Below are 1850 nucleotides of genomic sequence, written 5' to 3'. Positions count from 1 at the left end.
GAGCAGCCGTACCGGCTGGGCCGGCGGATCGCCCCGCTGGTCGGCGCCGCGCCGGAGGAGCTGGTGGTCTGCGACACCACCTCGGTGAACCTCTTCAAGGTACTGACGGCGGCGCTGCGGCTGCGGCCGGGCCGCTCCACCGTGCTCGGCGACCGGGCCGCGTTCCCGACCGACCTCTACATCGCCGAGGGCGTGACCGGGCTGGTCCCCGGCGCCCGCAGCCTGCTGGTCGACCCGGCGGAGCTGGACGCGCACCTGGACGGGGACGTCGCCGCGGTCGTCCTCTCGCACGTCGACTACCGGACCGGTGAACTCCTCGACATGCCCGGGATCACCGCCCGGGTGCGGGCCGCCGGGGCGCTGATGATCTGGGACGTCTGCCACTCGGCGGGCGCGCTGCCGGTCGAACTCGGCGCGAGCGGGGCGGACTTCGCGGTCGGCTGCACCTACAAGTACCTGAACGGCGGCCCCGGCTCGCCGGCCTTCCTCTACGTCGCCGAGCGGCACCTGGCGGCCGGGCCGCTGCAGCCGCTGAGCGGCTGGTTCGGGCACGCCCGCCCGTTCGCCTTCGAGCCCGGCTACGAACCCAAGGACGGCATCGGCCGCTTCCTCACCAGCTCGCCCTCGCTGCTCGGCCAGGCCGCGCTGGAGTCCTCGCTGGACATCTGGGAGCGGGCCGACCGGGCCGCCGTCCGGGCGAAGAGCCTGGCGCTGACCGATCTGTTCATCGCCCTGGTGGAGGACCTCGAAGGGATCGAGGTGGTCACCCCGCGCGAGCACGAGCGGCGCGGCAGCCAGGTGGCGCTGCGGCACGCCGACGGCTACCCGGTGGTGCAGGCGCTGATCGCCCGCGGGGTGATCGGGGACTTCCGGGCGCCGGACCTCATGCGCTTCGGCTTCACCCCGCTCTACCTCTCGCACACCGAGGTGTGGGACGCCGCGCGGCACCTCGCCGAGGTGCTGGGCAGCGGCGAGTGGAAGGACGAGCGCTTCTCCCGCCGCGGCGAGGTGACCTGAGCGACCGGGGGTGGCCCGAGCGACCGGGTTGGCCGGTGTGACGACCCCCACGCCGGGCAGCCGCTTCGTCGTCGATCCGCCCGGGAAGCCTCCATGATGACGATTCGTCAGACATGGGGAGGGTCGTATGGATCTGGAACTCGGACCACTGAAGCCGGAGCCCGCCGAACTTCTCGTCGGGCTGGCCTGCTTCTTCCTCGTCCTCTGGCTGCTCGGCCGCGTGGTACTGCCCCGGGCGGAGCGGGTGTTCGCCGAGCGGCGGGACGCCACCGAGGGCAGGTTGGAGCGGGCGGCCGCCATCGCAGCCGAGGCCGAGCAGACGCTGGACGAGTACCGGCAGGAGCTGGCCGCGGCGCGGCACGAGGCTGCGCACATCCGGCAGCAGGCCGCCGAGGAGGGCGCGGCGGCCGTCGCGGCGGCTCGCGAGGAGGGCCTGCGCGAGCGCGACCTGCTGCTCGCCGAGGCCGACGCGCGGCTCGCCGTGGACCGGGCGTTCGCGGAGGCGGCGCTCCGGGAGGACGTCGAGCAACTGGCCACCGAGCTGGCCGGCCGGCTGGTCGGCGAGTCGGTGGCCGCCGTCGCCGCCGAGCGCCGCACAGCGGAACGCTTCTTCGACCAACTCCCCGCCGAGGAACGCTGAACGGACGCAACGGCGGCCCCGCACCCGGGTTCCGGGTGCGGGGCTGTTCGCGTCACGGCGCCGTCAGCTCCTGGATCAGCCGCTCGTAGACGGCGAAGGCCGGCTTGGGGGTGTAGTCGTCGCGGAGCAGGCCGAAGTGGTGGAACAGGCCCGGCCCCGCGCTGTCCGCGTCGCGCAGGCCGAAGTGGCTGTA

Annotated in this window: 2 protein-coding genes; both read left to right on the top strand. The window is 74.2% G+C overall.

Annotated elements, in window-relative coordinates:
• On the top strand, positions 1–1017 hold a 1017-nt coding region (gene kynU / locus VR45_RS05640; protein ID WP_045938561.1), incomplete at its 5' end, for a kynureninase.
• A gap of 127 nt (positions 1018–1144) precedes the next feature.
• Entirely contained in the window at positions 1145–1657 is a 513-nt protein-coding gene (locus VR45_RS05635; RefSeq protein WP_045938560.1) for a hypothetical protein, read from the top strand.
• The last annotated feature ends 193 nt before the right edge of the window (positions 1658–1850 follow it).

The sequence above is a fragment of the Streptomyces sp. NRRL S-495 genome, from assembly GCF_000966955.1.
Lineage (GTDB): Bacteria > Actinomycetota > Actinomycetes > Streptomycetales > Streptomycetaceae > Kitasatospora > Kitasatospora purpeofusca.
This window is presented reverse-complemented; position numbering and strand designations above follow the sequence as displayed.